The organism is Acidimicrobiales bacterium, from assembly GCA_035536915.1.
GTDB lineage: Bacteria > Actinomycetota > Acidimicrobiia > Acidimicrobiales > JAHWLA01 > JAHWLA01.
The window spans coordinates 40,038-57,811 of sequence record DATLNE010000041.1; the positions used below are offsets into that span (position 1 = coordinate 40,038).

General features: G+C 69.3%; 18 protein-coding genes and 1 riboswitch. Of the genes, 6 read left to right on the forward strand and 12 right to left on the reverse strand.

Translation table 11 applies throughout. The features are described 5' to 3' along the window. Positions 1-130: 130 nt before the first annotated feature. Both VM938_11595 and VM938_11600 read right to left on the reverse strand, forming a co-directional pair. The gene (locus tag VM938_11595) at positions 131-2,416 is read right to left on the reverse strand and encodes an AMP-binding protein (GenBank protein HVF75683.1); all 2,286 of its coding nucleotides are present in this window, start codon (positions 2,414-2,416) and stop codon (positions 131-133) included. A gap of 33 nt (positions 2,417-2,449) precedes the next feature. After that, on the reverse strand, positions 2,450-3,697 hold the full coding sequence (locus tag VM938_11600; protein ID HVF75684.1) for a glutamate-5-semialdehyde dehydrogenase: 1,248 nt from the start codon (positions 3,695-3,697) through the stop codon (positions 2,450-2,452). Positions 3,698-3,725: 28 nt separating this feature from the next. Here VM938_11600 and VM938_11605 point away from each other — a divergent pair, with 28 nt between their 5' ends. Next, positions 3,726-4,328, forward strand: coding sequence for a GNAT family N-acetyltransferase (locus VM938_11605; protein HVF75685.1), 603 nt, complete (start codon positions 3,726-3,728; stop codon positions 4,326-4,328). Here VM938_11605 and VM938_11610 read toward each other — a convergent pair. Both VM938_11610 and VM938_11615 read right to left on the reverse strand, forming a co-directional pair. After that, positions 4,313-5,080: a slipin family protein gene (locus tag VM938_11610; protein ID HVF75686.1), complete on the reverse strand. Its 768-nt coding sequence runs from the start codon at positions 5,078-5,080 to the stop codon at positions 4,313-4,315. The genes VM938_11605 and VM938_11610 overlap by 16 nt on opposite strands. Next, positions 5,077-6,348 (reverse strand): NfeD family protein, encoded by a 1,272-nt coding sequence (locus tag VM938_11615; GenBank protein HVF75687.1) that lies wholly within the window; start codon positions 6,346-6,348, stop codon positions 5,077-5,079. The genes VM938_11610 and VM938_11615 overlap by 4 nt, the downstream gene beginning before the upstream one ends. Before the next feature lie 68 nt (positions 6,349-6,416). On the opposite strand from VM938_11615, the gene VM938_11620 reads away from it, so the two are divergent. Then, positions 6,417-7,088 (forward strand): PspA/IM30 family protein, encoded by a 672-nt coding sequence (locus VM938_11620; protein HVF75688.1) that lies wholly within the window; start codon positions 6,417-6,419, stop codon positions 7,086-7,088. 12 nt (positions 7,089-7,100) lie between these two features. On the opposite strand, the gene VM938_11625 is transcribed toward VM938_11620, so the two are convergent. Beyond that, a complete protein-coding gene (locus VM938_11625; GenBank protein HVF75689.1) occupies positions 7,101-7,901 on the reverse strand; it encodes a DUF222 domain-containing protein in 801 nt (266 codons plus the stop codon). A 66-nt stretch (positions 7,902-7,967) separates the two neighbouring features. Between VM938_11625 and VM938_11630 the strand changes: the two genes are divergently transcribed. Continuing rightward, positions 7,968-8,264: a hypothetical protein gene (locus tag VM938_11630; GenBank protein HVF75690.1), complete on the forward strand. Its 297-nt coding sequence runs from the start codon at positions 7,968-7,970 to the stop codon at positions 8,262-8,264. A gap of 60 nt (positions 8,265-8,324) precedes the next feature. Here VM938_11630 and proB read toward each other — a convergent pair whose 3' ends face one another. The 4 genes from proB to rplU all read right to left on the reverse strand — a co-directional run bounded on the left by proB (position 8,325) and on the right by rplU (position 11,473). Further along, on the reverse strand, positions 8,325-9,416 hold the full coding sequence (proB, locus tag VM938_11635; GenBank protein HVF75691.1) for a glutamate 5-kinase: 1,092 nt from the start codon (positions 9,414-9,416) through the stop codon (positions 8,325-8,327). Between the two features lie 124 nt (positions 9,417-9,540). After that, the gene (obgE, locus tag VM938_11640; protein HVF75692.1) at positions 9,541-10,767 is read right to left on the reverse strand and encodes a GTPase ObgE; all 1,227 of its coding nucleotides are present in this window, start codon (positions 10,765-10,767) and stop codon (positions 9,541-9,543) included. Positions 10,768-10,900: 133 nt separating this feature from the next. Continuing rightward, positions 10,901-11,158, reverse strand: a complete 258-nt coding sequence (gene rpmA, locus VM938_11645) for a 50S ribosomal protein L27 (GenBank protein ID HVF75693.1) — start codon at positions 11,156-11,158, stop codon at positions 10,901-10,903. Positions 11,159-11,164: 6 nt separating this feature from the next. Beyond that, entirely contained in the window at positions 11,165-11,473 is a 309-nt protein-coding gene (rplU, locus tag VM938_11650; GenBank protein HVF75694.1) for a 50S ribosomal protein L21, read from the reverse strand. A 138-nt stretch (positions 11,474-11,611) separates the two neighbouring features. On the opposite strand from rplU, the gene VM938_11655 reads away from it, so the two are divergent. Both VM938_11655 and VM938_11660 read left to right on the forward strand, forming a co-directional pair. Continuing rightward, positions 11,612-11,866: a type II toxin-antitoxin system prevent-host-death family antitoxin gene (locus tag VM938_11655; GenBank protein ID HVF75695.1), complete on the forward strand. Its 255-nt coding sequence runs from the start codon at positions 11,612-11,614 to the stop codon at positions 11,864-11,866. Further along, positions 11,863-12,282 (forward strand): type II toxin-antitoxin system VapC family toxin, encoded by a 420-nt coding sequence (locus VM938_11660; protein HVF75696.1) that lies wholly within the window; start codon positions 11,863-11,865, stop codon positions 12,280-12,282. Before VM938_11655 ends, VM938_11660 begins: the two co-directional genes overlap by 4 nt. A 7-nt stretch (positions 12,283-12,289) precedes the next feature. Here the strand turns inward: VM938_11660 and VM938_11665 are convergent, their stop codons facing one another. Genes VM938_11665 through VM938_11675 form a run of 3 tightly spaced genes read right to left on the reverse strand, consistent with a single transcriptional unit; the run spans position 12,290 to position 16,818 of the window. Next, complete coding sequence (locus tag VM938_11665; GenBank protein HVF75697.1) at positions 12,290-14,137, reverse strand: Rne/Rng family ribonuclease; 1,848 nt, start codon at positions 14,135-14,137, stop codon at positions 12,290-12,292. Between the two features lie 15 nt (positions 14,138-14,152). Further along, entirely contained in the window at positions 14,153-14,875 is a 723-nt protein-coding gene (locus tag VM938_11670) for a TIGR03936 family radical SAM-associated protein (protein HVF75698.1), read from the reverse strand. 2 nt (positions 14,876-14,877) lie between these two features. Beyond that, complete coding sequence (locus VM938_11675) at positions 14,878-16,818, reverse strand: TIGR03960 family B12-binding radical SAM protein (protein HVF75699.1); 1,941 nt, start codon at positions 16,816-16,818, stop codon at positions 14,878-14,880. A gap of 168 nt (positions 16,819-16,986) precedes the next feature. After that, a riboswitch (cyclic di-GMP riboswitch) is annotated at positions 16,987-17,065 on the forward strand. A gap of 20 nt (positions 17,066-17,085) precedes the next feature. Here VM938_11675 and VM938_11680 point away from each other — a divergent pair. Continuing rightward, positions 17,086-17,769: a hypothetical protein gene (locus tag VM938_11680; GenBank protein ID HVF75700.1), complete on the forward strand. Its 684-nt coding sequence runs from the start codon at positions 17,086-17,088 to the stop codon at positions 17,767-17,769. The last annotated feature ends 5 nt before the right edge of the window (positions 17,770-17,774 follow it).

Consider the following 17,774-nt stretch of genomic DNA (forward strand, 5'->3'; position numbering starts at 1 on the left):
GCCCTTGCGAAATTACACTGTGTGCAACCTTTCTACGCATTGATAGTATCAGTTTAAGCAATTGATTCAAACAAAAATCACCGCGCTGCAGCCGCCAGCGTTCGGGCGGGCGACCTCAAGGGCGTGCGATCTAGTTGAAACGGCGGCGTGCGGTCCGCAGTGCCACGCCTACCGCGACCGCCGCGCTGGTGGCGACAAGCGGGCCGAAGGTGCGGCCCAGCGGCGGGTACACCACCCAGTGCGTGAGGTAGATGGCCAGCGACGCGCCGGCCACGGCGGCGACCGCCCGGTTGAGCGGCGCAGGCACCGGAATCGACGCCACCCAGATGAGCACCAGCAGGAAGGCAAGGACGACGACCTCGCGGCGCAGGGTGAAGAAGAACCCCGCCGTGCCCGCCACCGCCACGGCCGACAGCGCCAGCCGCTGGCGCCACGTGGTGGCGACCGCCGCCACCCACCCCAAGGCGAACAGCCAGGCCACGTAATGCGGACGGTAGATGCGCATCCCCATGTGCGGCAGCAGGCGTGCCGCCAGCGTGACGGCCAGCACCACCCACGCCACCTCGACCGGCCGGGCCCGCGCCAGGGCTCGCACCCGGGGCACGGCGAACACGGCGGCGGCGACCAGCAGGATCTGCACCAGCGCCTCGATGTACCAGAAGGCCCAATGCACCCTCGGGTTGCCGAAGTAGCCGTTGACGAGCAGCACATCGGGCAGGTCGAACTTGTCGCTGGCGCTCGCCAGGACGGCGATCCACGCCACGCTGGGCACAACGATGCGGACGATGCTGCGCAGCATGCGGCCGGACTCGAGCTGGAAGCGGGCAAAGTTGAAGCCCGCCACCGCCAACAGGGCGTGCGCGCCCCCCTCCAGCGAGAACAGGCGGGCGTGGCTCCCCACGATGAAGACGATGGCCACGGCCCGCACCACCACGTTGGCTTCGACCCTCGGCGTGCGGCGGGGAGGGCCGGCCCGCAGCCGGTTCACAGGCGTGATGTGCCAGTGAGGCGGCAACCCGCCGAGCAGCTCCTCCAAGGCCACGCTGGCCTCGACGTACGACAGCGAGTCACCCCCCAACGACACGAAGGTGTCGTCTTCGTGCACCTCGTCGCAGCCGAGCACGGCGGCGAACAAGTCGGCCACCGTCGTCGGCCGGGCCGCGGCGACCGAGGTCGCCAGCATGGCGGCGTAGTCGGGCTTGCCGTTGGCCAGCCGGGGCACGTCGTCGACCACGTGCACGGCCGACAGCGGCAGCCCCGTGCGCTCGCACACCGCGGCGGCGTCACCCGCAAGGACCAAGCGCTCGTCGTTGCCTGCGCACACGACACCGAGCGTCCGCTCCAAGTGGTCGAGGTCGATGCGCAGCCCGAACAGCTTCACGAACCGGCCTCGTCGGCCCACGACTTGGTACAGCCCCTCAGGAGTGCGCCGGGCCAGGTCGCCGGTGTGCAACGCATCGACGGTGGCGCCCAGCGCCAAGTCAGCGGGCTGCGACGCGTAACCCATCATCACGTTGGGGCCGCGGTAGACGAGCTCGCCGTCGGCCGCGATCTCGAAGCTCCCGCCGGGGACGGGCACGCCGATGCAGTCGGGGTACGACGTCGCCAGCTCGGGCGGCAAGTAGGCCATACGCGCCGTCGCCTCCGCCTGGCCGTACATGACGAAGAACCGCCAGCCCTTGCGCTCGCCCAAGGCGGCGAAACGCTGCACCCGTTCGGGGGCCAGTCGCCCGCCCGCTTGCGTCACCACCCGTAGGGAAGGCAGGTGCATGCCGTCGAAGCCCACCCGGTCGAGCATCTCGAACGTGTACGGCACGCCCGCCAACGAGGTCGCCTCGTGCGCACGGAAGGTGTCCCAGAAGCAGCGGTCGACCACCGACAGGCCGGTGAGCACCAGCCCGGCCCCCGCGGCAAGGTGGCTGTTGATGACCGACAGCCCGTAGCAGTAGTGCATGGGCAGCGAGGTGATCGCTCGATCGTCGGCACCCAACTCGAGGTACTCCGCGATGGCCGCGGCATTGGCGTCGAGGTTGCGGTGCGAGAGCCGCACCAGCTTGGGCGAACCCGTCGACCCCGACGTCGACAGCAGCAGTGCCAAGTCGGGGTGCAGGTCGTGCGCAGTGCCGGAGCGACGCTCGGCGATATGGCCGCCGTCGATCACCACGTCCGGGTCGTACTGCTCGTCGTCGCCCACCAGCACCACGTGGCCTGCCCGCAGCGCGCCCAGGTAGGCGACCAGCGAGTCAACATCGTTGCGAGCCCGCAAGAGGACCAGCCGTCGCTCGGTGCCGAGGGCGGCGCCGACGTCGTCGGCCCGTTGTGCAAGCTGGCGGTAGGTGAGCTGCCCCGCCACCGCGACCCGATCCCCGTGCGAGTCGAGCCCGGCGGCGAACCCGGCATGTAAGGCTGACCGCACCCTTAAAAGTTAGGCGTACCTAATACAGAGGCGTCAAGCCCGAACGTGGCCCTCGCCTTCGACGATGTACTTCACCGTCGTGAGCTCGCGCAGGCCCATGGGGCCGCGGGCGTGCAGCTTCTGGGTGGAGATGCCGATCTCGGCGCCGAAGCCGAACTGCTCGCCGTCGGTGAAACGGGTGGAGGCGTTGACCACCACGGCGGCGGCGTCGACCTGCTGGGTGAAGCGGGTGGCCGCAGCCATGTCGCGGGTGAGGATGGCCTCGGTGTGGCCCGACCCGAACCGGCTGATGTGCTCCATGGCGGCGTCGAGCGACGGCACCACGGCCACCGACATCTTGAGGTCGAGGAACTCGCGGCCGTAGTCATCGTCGGTGGCGGCGCCGATGCGGTCGACGAGGGCGCGGCTGGCTTTGTCGCCGACCAGCTCCACATCGGCCAACGCTTCGGCGGCCCGGGGCAGGAACTCGGCGGCCACCGACTCGTGCACGAGCAGCGACTCCGCCGCGTTACACACGGACGGCCGCTGCGTCTTGGCGTTCACCACGATGTCGACGGCGGCATCGAGATCCGCCGTCGCATCGACATAGATGTGGCAGTTGCCGTCGCCGTCGATGACGTAGGGGACGGTGGCGTTCTCGAGGATCGACTGGATGAGCGACGGCCCACCGCGCGGGATGAGGCAGTCGACGTAGTCGCGCAGCCGCATGAACTCGACGGCCGCTTCCCGCGAGGTGTCCTCCACCAGGATCAGCGAGTCCTCGGGCAGGCCTGCCTTGGCGAAGGCTTCACGCAAGACAGCCGCGATGGCCGTGTTGGAGCTGATGGCGGCCGACGAGCCCCGCAGGAAGGCAGCGTTGCCCGACTTGAGGCACAGGCCCGCGGCGTCGCTGGTGACGTTGGGCCGGTTCTCGTAGATGATCGCAACGACGCCGAGGGGCACGCGCACCCGGCGGATGCGCAAGCCGTTGGGCCGCACCCAACCGTCGACCACTTCGCCCACGGGGTCGGCCAACGCTGCTACTTGGCGCAGCCCGTCGGCCATGCCTTCGACGCGTCGGGGGTCGAGGCGGAGGCGGTCGACCACCGTGGCCGTGGTGCCCGCCGCCTCGGCCCGGGCCACGTCGTCGGCGTTGGCCCGCAGGATGTCGTCGGTGCGTTCCACCAACAGGTCGGCCCCGGTGCGCAGCGCCTCGTCCTTGGCCGCCGTGGAGGTCGTCGCCAGGACGCGCGAGGCCGCTTTGGCGCGTTGTCCCAGTTCGGTCAAAGGCGTCGAGGCCACGCACGAAAGTCTACGGCAGACTGGCCCGATGACGGCCGTGCGCAAAGCCACCTATGCCGACGTCCCCGCCTTGAGCGCAGCGCTGGCGCGGGCCTTCGAGGACGACCCCATCTTCGAGTGGCTGCTGCCGCCGGGGCGCACCAAGCGGCGCATGGACCGGCTCACCAAGTCGATGGAGGTCGCACTCCGAGTCCTGCACCTGTCGCACGACTCGACGTGGACCACGCCCGACCTCGCAGGCGCGGCAGTGTGGGACCCGCCCGACAAGTGGAAGACAGGGCCACGCGACATGCTGCGCGGCGTGCCCGCCATGGCGTGGGTGCTGCGGGGCCGGTTGCTGCCCGGCATACGCGCCCTGTCGGCCGTGGAGCGCAAGCACCCGCCGGGCTCACACTGGTACCTCGCCATCCTGGGCACCGAGCCCGCCGCGCAGGGCAAAGGGGTGGGCACCGCCCTGCTGGAGCCGGTGCTCCGGCAGTGCGACGAGCGCGGCGAGGAGGCGTTCCTCGAGTCGTCGAAGGAGCGCAACGTGCCGTACTACGCCCGCTTCGGCTTCGAGGTGGTCGGTGAGGTGCAGTTCCCCGACGGGGGGCCGACCGTGTGGCAGATGCTGCGTCAGCCGCGGTCCTGAGCCTGGCTGTCGAAGAACCGCAGCAACTCGATCGGCACCGGGAACACCAGCGTGGAGTTTCGTTCGGACGCCACTTCGACCATGGTCGACAGCACGCGGAGCTGCATGGCCGCCGGTGACGCGTGGAGGATGGCGGCGGCTTCGCCCAACGACACGGCCGCTTCCTTTTCGCCCTCGGCGTGGATGATCTTGGCTCGCCGCTCGCGCTCGGCTTCGGCCTGGCGGGCCATGGCGCGGCGCATCGACTCGGGCAGCTCCACGTCCTTGAGCTCGACCAGGGTGACCTTGATGCCCCAGGGGTCGGTGAGCTGGTCGATGATCTGCTGGAGGTCCTGGTTGATGCGGTCGCGTTCGATGAGCAGGTCGTCGAGGTCGACCTGGCCGAGCACGCTGCGCAAGGTGGTCTGGGCCACCTGCGAGGTGGCGTAGAGGTAGTCCTGCACGGCGACGATGGCCCGCACCGGGTCGACCACCTGGAAGTAGGTGACGGCGTTGACCCGCACCGTCACGTTGTCCTTGGTGATGACGTCCTGGGGCGGGATGTCGTAGGTGACCGTCTGCAGGTTCACCTTCACCATGCGGTCGATGATCGGGATGATGAAGAACAGGCCCGGGCCTTTGGCACCCATGACCCGGCCCAGCCGGAAGATCACGCCGCGCTCGTACTCGGCCACGATGCGCACGGCCGAGGCGACGATCACCACGACAAGGAACAGCAGGAACCCGAGCCCGATCAGCACGCCTTCGTTCATGTCTCGCTCTCCTGTTCTACGACGAGCACCAGCCCGTCGACGTCGACCACTCGCGCCGTGGCGCCTTCGTGGAGTTCGGTGGTGCTGCGAAGTTGCCACCAGGCGCCGTCCACGAAGGCCTGCCCTCGCGGCCCGACGGTCACCTGCTGGCCGAGGAAGCGCTCGGCGCCGGTCATGGTCGACGGCGCGGTGATGGAGCGGCGGGCGAAGCGGCCCGCGACGACCACGCCGCCGCCGACGACGGCGGCCACGGGCACGAACACGGCAGCGCTCAGTTCCAAGCCGGGCGCGTCGTCGAACAAGAAGACGCCGCTGAGGGCGAGCGCGACGGAACCACCGGCGGCGGCTACGCCTATGCCCGGGGCAAACAGTTCGAGGGCGAACAGCACGACGGCGGCCAGCAGGAGCAGCAGGCCCACGACGTTGACGGGCAGCACGGCCACGCCGAAGAAGCCCAGCAGCATGAAGATGACCCCGACGGTGCCTGCTCCCATGATCCCGGGCGAGGCCAGTTCGTACATGAGGGCGAGGGTGCCGATCGACAGGAAGAGGAAGGTGAGGTTGGGGTCGGCCAGCCGTTGCTGGATGCGGCGGAACAGGCCCATCTCGCGCTCGTCGGTCGTTGCTCCGGCGGTGCGCGCGGTCACGGTCGACTGGTCGCCCAGTTTCACCTGGCGGCCGTCGGCTTGGCGCAGCACGTCGTCAAGGGTCGCCGCCAGAAAGTCGACGGCCCGGATGCGCACGGCGTCATCGGCCGAGACCGAGCGGCCTTCCAGCACGATGTCGCGGGCGAAGCCGATATCGCGACCACGCAAGCGGGCCAGCGACTCGGTGTAGGCGGCGGCGTCGTTCACCACCTTGCGCTCGAGGTCGCCGCCTTCCAGGTCGATGGGCGTGGCGGCGCCGATGGCCGTGCCGGGCGCCACGGCGGAGACGTGGGCGGCGAGGGCGATCACCGCACCTGCCGAGGCCGCTCGCGCGCCCTGGGGGCTGACGTAGACGACCACGGGGACGCTGGCAGAAAGGATGCGCTGCACGATCTTGCGCATCGAACTGTCGAGCCCGCCCGGGGTGTCGAGGTGCACGAGGTAGGCGGCATAGCCGCCCCGCTCGGCCCGCCCGATGCCGTCGGCGATGTGGTCGGCGATGACGGGGGTGATGGCGTCGTCGACGGTGGTGACGAGCACCTTGGGAGCGGGCTGCGCCGCGGCCGCGGGCCAGGCTCCGAGGACCAGCGTCATCATCAGCCCAGCGATCACCCGCGCCACTGCCGCGGACTGTAACTGAGACGCATGACACATTCCCTTCAGGGCAGTGCGTCCGTACCATCGGCCTCATGCTCGGACTTCTGCGGCGGATGGGTCGGTACAGCTCGGCAGCGTTGTCGGAAGCCTTCGACGAACGAGCCGACCCGAAGGTGCAACTGGAGCAGGCCATGGCCGAGGCACAGGCCCAACACCGGCGTTTGCGGGAGCAGGCGGCCACGGTCGTGGCCAACCAGAAGCACACCGAGATCCGGCTCAACCGTGCCATGGAGGAGTTGGCGGAGGTGAGCGACTCGGCCCGCCACGCCCTTCGCATCGGCGACGAACGAGCCGCCTTGTCGTACGCGGCCCGCATGGTCACCATCGAGGCGGATGTCGACGGGTTGAAGGCGTTCCACCTACACGCCAGCGGCGCTGCCGAGCAGGCCAAACGAGCCGTCGACGAGAACGCTTTAGCGCTGCAGAAGACCTTGGGCGAGCGGCAGAAGCTGCTGAGCCAGCTTGACCAAGCGCGCATGCAGGAGCAGATCAACGGCGCGCTGGCGATGCTGTCGGAGTCGGTGGGCGCCGACGTGCCCACGTTGGCCGAGGTGCGCGACAAGATCGAGCGTCGCTACGCCCGGGCGCTCGGGGTGGCCGAGTTACAAGGGCGGCTGCCCGCAGCATCGACCGGGGACTTCGAGCAGTCGCAGTTGGAGCGTCGAGCCGCCGAACGACTCGACCGCCTCCGCCTCACCCCCTGACGCAACCGACGATCACGCCGCCGACGCTGATCGCGAGTGCGCGCCACTGCACGCTGCGAGTGCGCCAGGTGGTCGGGTCGTGCGGGTGCGGCCGCGTGGATCGGTGATGACCAGGGTGCCGTCGGGCTTCAGCTTCTCCGACCAGCCCGGTTGATGGCCGAGGTGGTGGTGGCGGCTGCACTTGAGCACCAGGTTGTCGAGGCTCGTGGTACCGCCGTCGTGCCACGGCATCACGTGATGCGCCTCGCACCAGTGCGACGGCCGGTCGCAGCCCTCGAACCGGCAGTGCCGGTCGCGCAGCACCAGCGCCGACCACAATGGGGCCGGGATGGTCCGGGTGGAGGTGCCGTAGTCGAGGATCGTGCTGCGGCCATCGGTGACCACCCGGTGGATCGCCGCATCGCACGCCAGCGCCTGCACCGACGCACCGTCGAGCAGCCCGCCGCCCACGAAGCTGCCGCCCTTGCCGGCACGTAGGGCTTCGTAGTCGACCACCACGTTCAGGTGCGGGCGATGCCGTCCGCCACGACGACCGCTCTGGTGGTCGAGGAAGAACCTGCAGACATCGACCAGTGCATCGGCCCTGCGCTGCGACGGCAGCACGTCGGGGTCGTCGACCATCGCCAACCGCAACGCGGTGGCCACGGTCTCGCCGCCCAGCGGGTCGAGCGAGCCGGTCAGTTCCCATTGGCCGTCCAAGGTCTGCGACAGGTGGACGCCCCTCTCGAGCTTCGGCTCGATGTCGAGCATCGCCTTCCACTGCTGCATGGCCAACGCGGTGTCGGCCACCGATAGGTCGACCAGCGCGGGCACGACCGCCGCTTCGTGTTCCGCGAACTCGGCGTCGCATTGCGCACGATGGCCTGCACCTGTCCGCCCGTGAGGCTTCCCGACAACCAACACGCCGCCGTCATCGGCAGGGTGCGCAGCTTCTTCGCCGTGGACGCCACCGTCTTCGCGGTGCTCGCCGTCATGCCTGCGTGGTGCCGCAGCCAGGCCGTCATCGACGTCGCCCCGTCGAGCTCCCACAGGGCCTCGGCGTCGAACTCGCCGACCGCCGCCGCCAGCTTGGCGTTGAGCAGGTCCGCCACCTTCAAGACCTCTGCCAGGGCGTCGCCGTCGAGCGGAACTTCCAGCTTTTCGACGACGTCCCGCAGTTCTCCAACCACGCTCTAATCGTACACATGTTCGATCCGAAGATCAAGCAAAAACCCTTGTATTTAAAGGGCTTTTGGCTTATGGAAGCACGACGAGGTCGTCGCGGTGGACGACTTCGTGGGGCAGGTCGGGAGGCAGGTCGGCCGTGCGCCGGCCCGCCCACTCCTTGACCCGCGCCGCCGAGTGACGCACGAGGCCCTTGGCGAACACCCGGCCCGCAGCATCCGCGATCTCAACGGCGTCTTCGGCCTCGAAGCTGCCCTGCACCCCGACGACCCCAGCGGGCAACAACGACGTGCCCCGCTCCGTCAGCGCTCGCCTCGCGCCGTCGTCGACGACGACCGTGCCCGACGCGCCGACGGCGAAGGCGATCCACAGCTTCCGTGCAGGGAGGCGCCGGTCGTGCGGTCGCACCACCGTGCCGATGCCGACATCGCCCGCCACCGCACCGGCCACCACGCCGGGACGGTCGGCAGCCGCGATCACGGCCCGCACGCCCGACCACGCGGCGATCTTGGCGGCCGCCAACTTCGACGCCATGCCGCCGCTCCCCCGCACCGAGCCCGCGCCGCCCGCCACCCGTTCGAGTTCGTGGTCGACCTCCACGATTTCCTCGATGAGCGAGGCGTCCTCGTGGAACCGGGGATCCGCGGTCAACACGCCGGGCATGTCGGTGAGGATCACCAGCACGTCGGCCGTCACCAGATGGGCGACCAGCGCGGCCAGTCGGTCGTTGTCGCCGAAGCGGATCTCGTCGTCGGCCACCGCGTCGTTCTCGTTGACGATGGGCACGACGCCGAGCTCCAGCAGGCGGATGAGGGTCTGGCGGGCGTGCAGGTACTGCTGGCGGTGCACGAAGTCGAGCGGAGCCAGGAGAACCTGGCCCGCCACCAGGTTGTGGCGTGCGAGCACGTCGTCGTAGACGCGGATGAGCCTGCCCTGCCCGACTGCTGAGACGGCTTGGAGGGTCGGCAGGTCGGTGGGCCGGGCGCCGCCGAGGCCGAGGGGCGGCAGCCCGGCGGCGATGGCGCCCGAGGTCACGACGATGACCTTGTGACCCTGGCCCCGCAGGCCCGCCACCTCCGAGCACAGCTTCTCGATGGCGAGCAGCTCGATCTCACCGTGCTCGTCGGTGAGCGACGACGTCCCGATCTTGACGACGACCTTCATTACGGCAGCACCGGCCGAAGGCCGGTTCCTCTCTGCGCTCCAGCGACGGGTGGCAGGCGCGGAGGGGTCCCCGCCCGAGGGACGAGGGCGGGGAGGTGCCGAGCCTGACGGAACCCGGAGCGCATTACGGCTCGTACTCGAAGCTGAAGCCGCCGATGTGCACGATGTCGCCCTCGCGCGCGCCCGCCCGCGCCAGCGCCCGGTCGACGCCGAGGCGCTTGAGCCGGCCCTGCACGTAGGCGAGGGCTTGGGCATTGGTGATGTCGGACACCGCCACGGCCCGCTCGGCCGCCTTGCCCCGCACAACGAACGCGCCGTCGTCGCCCCGTTCGATGAGCAGCCCTTCGGCCTCGGGCCGGTGCACCACGAAGCCCACCGCCTCGGGCAGTTCCTTGCGCGCCTCTTCGACGAGCACGGCCAATTGGCCCAGCAGTGCGGGGATGCCCGCCCCCGTCACGGATGAGATGAGATTCCCATCCCACATGCTGAACGCGACATCGGCCTTGGTCCCGACGGTGACGCGAGGGCGCTCCAGCAGCTCAGGGCGGTACTGGCCCAGCTCCTGCAGAAGGATGCGCTCCTGTTCTTCCGGCGGCGTGCCGTCGGCGGCGGCCAGGTCGAGCAGCACCACGAGCACGCGCGCCCGCTCGACGTGACGAAGGAACCGGTGCCCCAGCCCCTTGCCCTCGCTGGCCCCTTCGATGAGCCCGGGGATGTCGGCCACCACGAACTCGTGCTCGTCGTAACGCACGACGCCGAGGTTGGGCACCAGGGTGGTGAACGGGTAGTCGGCGATCTTGGGCTTGGCCGCCGAGATGCGGGAGATGAGCGTCGACTTGCCGGCGTTGGGGAAGCCGACGAGGGCGACGTCGGCCATGAGCTTGAGCTCGAGGTTGTACCAATGCTCCTCACCGACCTCGCCCTGCTCGGCGAAGCTCGGCGCCCGGCGGCTGTTGGAGAGGAAGGTGGCGTTGCCTCGCCCGCCCCGTCCGCCGGCCCCGGCCATCCAGCGGTCGCCGTCGTTGGAGAGGTCGGCCGCCACGTTGCCTTCGAGGTCCTTGACCACCGTGCCGATGGGGACTTTGACGATGGTGTCGGCGCCGTTGGCACCGTGCTTGGCGCGGCCCGCGCCGTGCCCGCCGTTGCCCGCCCGCCGGTGCGGGTGGTCACGGAACTGGAGGAGCGAGGCCACGTCGTGGTCGGCCACCAGCCACACGTCGCCGCCCTTGCCGCCGCTGCCGCCGTCGGGCCCGCCCTTGGGCGTGTGGGCCTCACGACGGAACGACACCGAGCCCGCGCCGCCGTCGCCCGCCTTCACGTGCAGCTGGGCCTCGTCGACGAACCCGGCCATCAGGCGGCCCCCATGGCGCGGGACATTACGCTGGCGCAGGCCTGCAGCGGGGAGTGGAGGAAGGGGGACATAAGGGGAGACGCGTCAGCGCCGGGCCTCGAAGGCCCGGCGCCGCAGAAATCGTGAGGGCAGATCAGCCGTCGGCAGGGAGGATGTCGACCAGCTTCCGGCCCTTGCGGGCGCCGAACTTCACCTTGCCCGGAGCGAGGGCGAACAGCGTGTCGTCGCCGCCGCGGCCCACGTTGATGCCCGGGTGGAACTTGGTGCCGCGCTGGCGGACGATGATGGCGCCGGCGTTGACGGCCGTGCCGTCGAACACCTTGACGCCGAGGCGCTGGGCGGCTGAATCACGCCCGTTCCTGGTGGAACCTCCACCTTTGGTCTTCGACATGGCTCGTTAACCCCTGGAGATCCCGGTGATCTCGATCATGGTGTACTTCTGGCGGTGACCCCAGCGCTTCCGCTGGTTGGTCTTGTTCTTGTAGGTGAAGCCCCGGACCTTCGGGCCCTTCTCCTCGCCGACCACTCGGGCCGACACGGTGGCCGCAGCCAGGTCGCCACCGGTCACGACGTTCTCGCCGTCGACCAGGAGCAGGGGTGTGAACGTGACGTCGTCACCCTCGTCCTTGCCGAGCAGCTCGACGAGGACGCGCTCGCCTTCGGCTACGCGCTCCTGCTTGCCACCGGTCTTGATCACTGCGTACATAGGCGGTCCAGTGTAGGCGAAGCCGTGCGAAGCCGTTAATCCGGCGTAGGTCCTCCGGCGGGGCGGCGTGCCCTACCACTGGCAGGCAATGTGGCTACACTGATGTGCAGCAAGTGGCGTCATGGTGGAGGTCGAGGAATGGAAGTAGGCGTCCGAGAACTCAGGGACAACCTCAGCCGGTACCTGGACCGAGTCCGAGGAGGCGAGGAGGTCGTCGTCACTGATCGCGGGCACGCCATCGCCCGAGTGCTGCCGATGGGCGTTGAGCGGGCACTGGACAGGCTCGTTGCCGAGGGAGTCGTCACTCCTGCTCGACAGCCGAAACAGCCTCCTGGAAAGCCGATCAAGACGAAGGGGACTGTCTCGGATCTCGTTCGCGAACAGCGGCGGTGATCGCCTACTTCGACACGTCGGCACTGGTTCCGCTGCTGATCGAGGAAGCGGGCTCGGAACCAGCGGCCAGGCTTTGGGACGCCGCCAATCGTGTTGCGAGCGTACGGCTGGTCTACCCCGAGGCTCGCACAGCGCTTGCGCAGGCGCATCGGATGGAGCGCATGACGGCCGGGGAGTTGCGATCCGCGGCCGCCGCCCTCGAGGCGCGATGCGCGCAACTCGAGATGCTGGAAATCGACGAGGCGCTCACCTACCACGCCGGCGACCTCGCCGAACAGCACGCGCTGCGAGGGTACGACGCCGTGCACTTGGCGGCGGCGCACCGGGTCAGCGACGCCGAGCTCGTAGTCGTTGCCGGCGATCGTCTGTTGCTGGCCGCCGCAGCGGCAGATGGGCTCGCAACAGCCGCCATCTGAGCATCAGCTACAGGAGCGAATCGTCGAACACGATTCCGCGGCCCCCGCAGTGCGGACAGGTCTGGGAGAACGATTCCACCAGGCCCTCCGACACCCGCTTGCGGGTCATCTCCACCAAGCCCAGCTCGGAGATGTCGAACACCTGGGTGCGGGTCTTGTCGCGCGACAGGGCGCCTCGGAAGGCCTTCATCACCTCGTCACGGTTCTTGCGGATCTCCATGTCGATGAAGTCGATGACGATGATGCCACCGATGTCGCGGAGCCGAAGCTGGCGGGCGACCTCTTCAGCCGCCTCCAGGTTGTTGCGGTAGACGGTCTCCTCCAGGTTGGAGGTGCCCACGTTCTTGCCGGTGTTGACATCGATCACGGTCAGCGCCTCGGTGCGCTCGATGATGAGCGACCCACCCGACGGCAGCCACACCTTGCGGTCGAGCGCCTTGTGCAGCTGCTCGTGCACGTGGAAGCGTTCGAAGATCGGCAGCGCCTCGGCCTCGGGGTCGTAGAACTCCACCCGGTCGGCCAACTCAGGGCTGATGGAGGCCACGTAGTCGCGCACGTCTTCGTACAGCGCCCGGTCGTCGATGACCACGGCGCGGTAGTCGCGGTTGAACTCCTCGCGGATGACCCGCACCGCCATGTCGGGCTCCCGGTAGAGCAGCGACGGCGCCTTCGACCGCTTGGCCAGCCCGTCGATGTCGTTCCACTGCTTGAGCAGGCGGGCCACGTCGCGCCGCAGTTCGTCGGGCGTGGCGTCTTCCGCCGCGGTGCGCACGATGAGGCCGTGCCCCTCGGGCCGCACCTCGTCGAGGATGCGCCGCAGGCGCTTGCGCTCGTCGTCGGCCAGCCGCTTGGAGATGCCGTAGGTGTCGCTGTTGGGGATCAGGACGACGAACCGGCCGGGGAGCGACACCTCCTGGGTGAGGCGGGCGCCCTTGGTGCCGATGGGGTTCTTGGTGACCTGGCACAGGATGGTCTGGCCCGCCCGCAGCAGTTGCTCGATGCGGGCGCTGCCCTTGCTGCCGCCGCCTTCCACGTCGTCGCGGTCGTAGTGGACGTCGCCCCGGTACAACACGGCGTTCTTGGGCGTGCCGATGTCGACGAAGGCGGCCTCCATGCCGGGCAAGACGTTCTGCACCCGGCCGAGGTAGATGTTGCCGTCGATCTGGTTGACGTCGTCCTGCGGACGCGACACGTAGTGCTCGATGAGCGAACGCCCTTCCAGCACGGCGATCTGCGTGGCCCCCGGCCGCAGGTGCACGCACATCTGGTAGCGGCCCACCGGCCGCCCCTTGCGCTCCCGCCCCCGGCGCTTCTCCATCGTCTCCTCGTCGAGCTCCACGGGCTCGTCGAGCTCGGCAGCGGCGACAGCTTCCTGGCGCTTGGCACCGCTGCGACCGCGCCCACCACGGCGGCGGCGCTTCCGGCTGCTGCCGCCCTCCTTCGGCTCCGGCGCATCGGCGGCAGGGGTGTCCGGCTTGCCGGCCTCGCCGGCCACCACGGGCGGCGGCACCTTCGGCGTCAGGAAGGGCTTGGGCGGGAAGATGCCGGGCTCGCCGGGCATGATCGTGGCCTTGGCTGCGGCCTCAGGCGAGGGGCGTCCCTCGTTGGGGCGGTCGGGCAGGTCGTCGGGACGACGATCAACCTCGGCCTCGTCGCCCGCCGCGCCGTTGCCGTTGCGATCACCACCGCCCCCGCCGCCACCTGAGCGGTTGCGGTTGCGCCCGCCTCGGGAGCCCCGGCGGCGGCGCTTGGCCGCTCCGGTGCCGCCGGACGGCGTCGCCCCGCCCTCAGCGGCTGCGGGCTGTTCCTGATGCTCCTGCGGTTCTCCGGCAGGGATCGGGGTTGCGTCGGACATGGAGTACGTCCCTTCTCATGACGCACGCTCCAGGCTTGGAGCGGGCGGCGCGTCCGTCGCGTCGAGCGGGGCCGGCAAAGGCTCCGATCGCGCGCCGTCGCGCAGAATCCATTGGGCAGTTCGTCGCACGCTCGCTGCCTCGATGCTGCCGTCGGGCGACAGTGCCCGCAGCAACTCCGTAGGCCGCAAGGCACGCGGCGCGGCGGCAAGCTCGCACTCGAGCACCACCGGGTCGCCAGGGGCGACGGTGACGGACAGGAGGCCGGGTCGGATGTCGTCTTCCGACAGGCGGCCTTTGCGTTCCCGCGAGACGACGAGCGAATCGGCGGCCAGCGCGTCGGCGACAAGGCGTTCCATCTTGTCGGCCGGAGCGCCCACCACCTCGACCCGCCACGAACACGAGCTGACCTCGTGCTGGAGCGAGTCGGCCCGGTCGTCGATTGCCGCCGCGGCCGAAACGTCGACCCCGGCGGGGAGCACCGGCGTGAGCAGCGCCGGCAACGAGTCGACGTCGACGGTGGCGCCGGGCGCCAACTCGATGTCGAGGTACTCGGCCACCGACTCGGCGCCGGTGGGCAGGGCGAGCCCGAAGCTCACCTTGGGGCGAGGCGAGAACCCCTGGGTGTAGGCCAACGGCAACTGCACCCGCCGGAAGCCCCGCTCCCACATGCGGGCGAGGTCGCGGTGGCTCGTCCACCGGATCTTGCCCACCTTGGAGAAACGGAGCCGGACGCGCACGGCTAGCTCGGCCGCCCGGCGAGGAGTTGCACGGGGACGAACCCGCCCGTGCTCAGGTCTTGCCCGGTGCCCTGGCTGCCGCCCGCGGGCGGCATTGGTGATGCCACGACGTGCTCGATGCCGTAGCCCGTGCAGGCGCCGCAGTCGTAACAGGGGGTCCACCGGCAGTCCTCGACGCCCGACGCAGCCAGCGCGTCCTGCCAGTCCTGCCAGAGGAAGTCCTTGTGGAGCCCGGCCGAGATGTGGTCCCAGGGCAGGACCTCGTCCTCGTCGCGGTGGCGGTACACGTACCAGTCGACCGACAGGCCGTGCTTGGCCATGGCGTCCTCCCACAGCGAGAGGTCGAAGAACTCCGACCACTCCTGGAAGATGCCGCCGTTGCGCCACACCTCCTCGATCACCGCACCCAGCCGGCGGTCGCCGCGGCTGGCAATGCCCTCGGCCAACGTGGCCTTGGGGTCGTGCCACTTGAGCTGCACGCCTTGGACCTTACGGGCTGTGTCCTTCAAGAGGTTGACCTTGCGGCGCAGCTCGTCGACCGTGTTCTGGCCGAACCACTGGAACGGCGTCTGCGCCTTGGGCACGAAGCCGCCGACCGACGCCGAGACGGTGACCCGGCCCGAGTGCTTGCGCCCGATGGCTGCACAGTTCTTGGCCAACTCGACGATGCCGAGGGTGTCCTCGTCGGCCTCGGTGGGCAGGCCGGTGAGGAAGTACAGCTTGATGCGCTGCCACCCCTGGCTGAAGGCCGACTCCGCCGCGCCGTACAGGTCCTCTTCGCGGATGAGCTTGTTGATGACCTGGCGCATGCGCCAGGTGCCGCCTTCGGGGGCGAACGTGAGGCCGGTGCGGCGCACCTTGGCGATCTCGGTGGCGATGCCCACCGTGTAGGCGTCGACCCGCAGGCTGGGCAGGCTCACGCCGACCGAGCCTTGGCACATGGGGTCGTTGATGATGCCGCCCACCACGTCTTCGATGCCGGAGTAGTCGGCCGTCGACAACGAGGTCAGCGCCACTTCGTCGTAGCCGGTGCGCTGCAGGCCGCCGGTGACCATCGAGCGCACCTGCTCGTTGGACCGCTCGCGCACCGGGCGGGTGATCATGCCCGCCTGGCAGAAGCGGCAGCCCCGGGTGCAGCCCCGGAACACCTCGACGTTGAGGCGGTCGTGCACCACCTCGGTCATGGGCACCAGTTGCTGCTTGGGGTACGGCCAGTCGTTGAGGTCGGAGATCGTGCGCTTCTCGACAACCGCGGGGACGTCTGCGTACTTCGGGGTGACCGAGCGCAGCGCCTCGCCGTCGTAGGCCACGTCGTACATCGAGGGCACGTAGACGCCCGGCACTGTGGCCAGCTCGCGCAGCACGCCTTCACGCGACGTGCGCCCGCTGTTCTTCCAGCCCCGCACGACGGCGGTGATGTCGGACACCACCTCCTCGCCGTCGCCGATGACGAAGAAGTCGACGAAGTCGGCCAGGGGCTCGGGATTGAAGGCGCAGTGGCCGCCTGCGGCGATCAACGGGTGTTCAGGCGAGCGGTCCGCCGTGCGAACCGGCACGCCCGCCAGGTCCACGCAGTTCAACAGGTTGGTGTAGACGAGCTCGGCCGACAGGTTGAAGGCGATGAGGTCGAAGTCGCCCGCCGCCCGGTGGGTGTCGACGCTGAAGAACGGCACGCCGCGGGCTCGCATCAGCGCTTCCATGTCGACCCACGGCGCGTAGGACCGCTCGGCGACCGCATCGGGGCGCTCGTTGAGGATCTCGTAGAGGATCTGGAGCCCCTGGTTGGGCAGGCCGATCTCGTAAGCGTCGGGATAGACGAGGAGCCAGGCGACCTTGTGCGGGCTGTGCACGGGAGCCTGCGCGCCGTCTTCGCACCCGATGTAGCGAGCCGGCTTCTGCACCTTGGCCAGCAGGGGCTCGATCCGCGGCCAGAGCGACGTCATGTTCCGCGCCAGTGTAGACGGCTGCCCGCCTGCGCCCCCCTTCGGCCCGGACTATTGACACCTGGCCATGACAGTCACCGTTCGGACAAATGGCTCTCATGAGTGGCTGCTCCCCCGACGATGCAGCTTTTGCTCGTCTGAGCACCGGGGGGAAGCAACAACCCCTCCGTACCGAATCGGCAAACCCGAGGCGACTCGGGGACGCAAAGCCACGGACCTGCACGACGCAGGCAGCCGGGTTACCGAAAACAGGAGGAACAACCGAATATGCAGTCAAACCGAATCAAGGTGCTCGCCACCTTGGGTGTACTGAGCGCGGCCGCGGCCGGGCTCGGTGGGATCGGGACCTTCGCCGGCTTCACGGCCCAGGTGAAGAACGCCGACAATCTGTTCTCCAACGGCACGCTCGTGCTGTCGTCGACCAAGACCGGTGGCAGCGCCTGCCTGTCGACGGGCGGTGGGACCACCGACACCAACTCCAACACCTCGTGCGAGGCCCTCTTCAACGCCACCGTCCAGAAGCCCGGCGATTCCGCCACCCAGACGGTGACCGTCAAGAACGAGGGCAGCTTGGCCGCCACCGCCTTCAAGGTGTTCTCGGCGGCCTGCACCAACGCCGACAACGCCGAGAGCTACCACGGCACCGGCAATCCCTGCTCCAAGGTGCAGCTTTACGTCCAGCAGTACTCGGACTCTGGCTTCACAACGCCGTCGGCATGCGTCTACGGCGGCACAACGACAGCGAACACCTGCGACTTCTCCGACGCCGCCAAGACGTTGGCCGCCTTCCAGACGAGCTACAGCTCGTCGTCGAACGGCCTCGCCATCGGCAGCGGGCTCGACGCAGGCGGGTCGACCTACTTCAAGGTCGGCGTGAAGCTGCCGGCTGATGCCGACAACACCTTCCAGGGCCGCAAGGCGACCACGGACCTCACGTGGTACCTGGCCTGAGCAGC